The organism is Streptomyces inhibens, assembly GCF_003389455.1.
In the GTDB taxonomy this organism is placed as follows: domain Bacteria; phylum Actinomycetota; class Actinomycetes; order Streptomycetales; family Streptomycetaceae; genus Streptomyces; species Streptomyces inhibens.
Genome location: NZ_QUAC01000334.1, coordinates 1 through 3,528 on the forward strand (window position 1 = coordinate 1; position 3,528 = coordinate 3,528).

3 protein-coding genes are annotated in these 3,528 nt (G+C 70.3%); all 3 read left to right on the forward strand.

The features are described 5' to 3' along the window. Nucleotides 1–680: Tat pathway signal sequence domain protein (locus tag DY245_RS33985; RefSeq protein WP_128510987.1), on the forward strand; the 680-nt coding region annotated here is incomplete at its 5' end. Nucleotides 681–726: 46 nt separating this feature from the next. After that, nucleotides 727–2,061: a copper amine oxidase gene (locus tag DY245_RS33990; RefSeq protein ID WP_128510988.1), complete on the forward strand. Its 1,335-nt coding sequence runs from the start codon at nucleotides 727–729 to the stop codon at nucleotides 2,059–2,061. A gap of 100 nt (nucleotides 2,062–2,161) precedes the next feature. Next, entirely contained in the window at nucleotides 2,162–3,412 is a 1,251-nt protein-coding gene (locus DY245_RS33995) for an SAV2148 family HEPN domain-containing protein (protein WP_128510989.1), read from the forward strand. Nucleotides 3,413–3,528: the final 116 nt, after the last annotated feature.

Genomic DNA, 3,528 nt, shown 5'->3' on the forward strand with positions numbered 1-3,528 from the left:
GGCCCGCCGCGGCCGGCGCACCCGCACCGGGACGCGACCCGGGGCAGCCGCCGCCGGGCGTCGTCGAGGGCGTCCGCGCCCAGGGGGAGCGCGGCCGGGGGCGGGATCCGCTCACCGACGACGAACTCCGGCGCGCCGAGGATCTGGCGCTGCCGCGCACCCCGCGCGGCCTCGTCAAGGACGTCACCGGCAAGCCGGGGCCCGAGCGCCTCACCACCGACCTGGCCGAACTCACCCCCGCGGAGGCCGGCCTCGCCGACCCGCCGCGCCGGGCGAATGTCTCCTTCTACGACTACAAGAGCGACAGCTACATCACCAAGACCGTCAACCTCACCACCTCGAAGGTGGAGTCGACGGACACCCAGCACGGCGTCCAGCCGCCGCCCAGCCACACCGAGGCCGTCGAGGCGGCCCGGCTGCTGATCGCCGACCCGCTCGGATCGGGGCTGCGGCAGGACTACCACGACGCCACCGGCCGCGAGCTCACCGGACCGGACCCGCTCAGCGTCACCGGCTTCGTCTACCGGGGCCGCGCGGAAGGCGACGCGCCGGGCGCCCTGGCCGACTGCGGGGAGCACCGTTGCATCCGCCTCTTCACAAAAGTCAAGAACGGTCAGTGGATCGACACCCGGCGCTTCGTCATCGACCTCAGCGCCCGCACCGTCGCCCGCCTGGGCTGACCGCGCCCTCCTTCGACCACCACTCCCTGGGACAGGAGCCACAGCCGTGCCCGAAAGACGCACCATCGGAGACCTGATCCGCCGCCCGCACCGGCGCGCCGCGGCACTCACCGCCGCCCCTCTGCTGCTCGCCGCCACCGCCCTCACGATCGCCCCGTCCGCCCACGCCGCCCCCGAGGCCCCCGCCGCGCCCGCCCCCGCCCCCAACTGCAGCGCCGCCTACCGCATCACCCAGACGCTCGACGGCGGCACCGTCTGGCGCATGTGCTGGCACTACGAAGGCAACGCCGGCCTGGTCCTGGACGACATCTCGTACCAGCCCAAGGGTGAACGCGCCCCGATCAAGGTGCTCACCACCGCCAAACTCGCCCAGATCCACGTCCCCTACGACGACGGCCGCAACGAGTACGACGACCTCACCGGCCAGGGCTTCGCCCAGGGGCTGATGAAACTCGACCCCGCCGAATGCCCCGGCGGCACCATCAAGACCGTCAAGGTGCCCGGCGCCTGGGACTCCGCGCACTCCAGCGTCAGCGGCCTGTGCGCCACCACGCGCGCCCGCGGCCACGCCTACCGCATGGGCCCCTACCCCGGCGAGAGCGCCAAGACCTACCAGCTCCAGGGCAAGGACCTGCTGCTCTACACGGTCAACAAAGTCGGCTGGTACGAATACATCACCGAATGGCGGTTCTCCGGCGACGGCACCATGACCATGCAGGTCGGCGCCACCGGCACCGTCTCACCCGGCGACTACGACGCCGGCGACGGCCGCGGTATGCCGATCGGCAAGGGCGCCAAGGACTACGCCACCAGCCACAGCCACAATGTCTTCTGGCGGCTGAACTTCGGGCTGGACGGCTCCTCCGCCAACAAGGTCGAGCAGTTCGACTCCGCCACCACGACCCGCCCCGGCGGCCTCACCCCCACCATCCGCACGACCCGCACACCCGTCACCAAGGAACTGGCCGGTGACGCGGGCGCGATGCGCTGGTGGAGGGTGGTCAGCCCGGTCAAGAACAAGGACGGCCACCCGCGTTCCTACGAGATCGTGCCGGGCCACACGAGCAAATACACCGGCCGTGGCTACACCAAACACGATGTCTATTTCACCGAGTACAACAAATGTGAGCAGTTCGCCAGCAACAACCTGGCCAACTGCGGTGCCCGCGCGGGCAAGAGCATCGACACCTGGGTCAACGGTCAGCCGCTGAAACACCCCATCGCGTGGGTCAACATCGGGTTCCATCACATCGCCAAGGACGAGGACCAGGAACCGATGCCCGTCCACTGGCAGGGCTTCCAGCTGGCGCCACGCGACGTCACCGCTATGAATCCGCTCACTCCACCCGCGCTGTCCGGTCACAACGGGCACTATGAATAAGGGGAGTTGCTAGTCGACTCGAACCATCCTGCTGCACCGCCTCCCGCACCGCAGTAGTCTGCCTTGATCGTTGGCACGGGGGTTCGGAAGGCGGTGGCAGGTGAGCGGCGGGCTGGAGTTGCCCCCTGGTGACGAGAGTCACGAGGGACACGAGGGCGGCTCCGTCGACGCACCGCCCGGCGCGGTGTCCCTGGCACGGCCACTGGAGATCGGTGCGGAACTGGACTGGGGCGCCGACGCCTGGAGTGAGGTGCGCACCCGCGCCCGCCGGGCCGGACGCGCCTACATCTGGCTGAATCTCGTCGAGCAACGGCTGCGGGCCGTCGTGGCGGCGGTCCTGCGCCCCATCTACGAGCCGGTGCACGGCGACGAATGGGTCATCGCCGCGGCCGGCCCCGCGGGCCAGGAATGGGTACAGCGCGCGGTCGCGGTCCGGGAGGTCAGCCGGCGCAAGGGCTACCTCCTCGACCCCGCGGACGACAACATCGTCAGCTTTCTGACGCTTCCGCAACTCCGCGAACTGATGGTCCAGCACTGGCCCTGCTTCGAGCCGTACTTCGACGACCGCCGGGACGTCGAGCTGGCCCTCGACGAACTGGAGGTCGCCCGCAACATCGTCTCCCGCAACCGCGCCCTGTCCGAGACCGTCCTCGCCCAGGCCGAGCGCGCCTCCGCCCGACTCCTGGACATACTCGGCTCCGGCGTCGGCACCCGTATCTCCGGACGGCTGCCCATCGACGCGGTAGAGGATCTCGTCGGCGACCGCTACGCCGACGTCATCGGCGTACACCCCGACCGGGTGCGCCTGCAGCGCCAGCTCCCCGCCGAGGACCTCTTCGGCGACGCCCGCCGACTCGACGCCGTCGGCATAGGACTCAACCTCCTCGTCCAGAACTACTCCGGCCGCCGCCTGGTCCGGCTCGCCGAATCCGGCTGCCGCGTCCGCCTGCTCTTCCTCAACCCCGCGAGCAGCGCGGTCCGACGCCGTGAGCGCGAAATCGGCCTGAAGAAGGGCGAGATGAGCCGCTCGATCGAAATGAACATCCTCCACATGCGACGGGTGCGCGCCCGGCTGCGCGACCCCGGCGCGTTCGAGATCCAGGTCTTCGACGAGACGCCGCGCTTCACCGCCTACCTCGTCGACGGCGACGGCCCCGACGGCATAGCGGTGGTGCAGTCCTACCTCCGCAAGAGCCGCGGCATGGAGTCCCCCGTCCTGGTCCTCCGCGGCGGCAGCCGGGAGATCGTCCGCCAGGACGCCCGCGAAACCCGCGACGGCGACCACGGCCTGTTCGAAACCTACCGCGAGGAATTCGAAGGCATTTGGGCGGATTCCCGCCCAGTGTCGTAAAGGCAACTCGGCTTCTCCCTCCCCCCACCGGGGCGGGACCCCACCACGGACGGGAGGTGGTGGGGCCGCAGGGGCGGGGGTGTGTGGACGTAAAGCGAAGCAGTCCACACACCCCC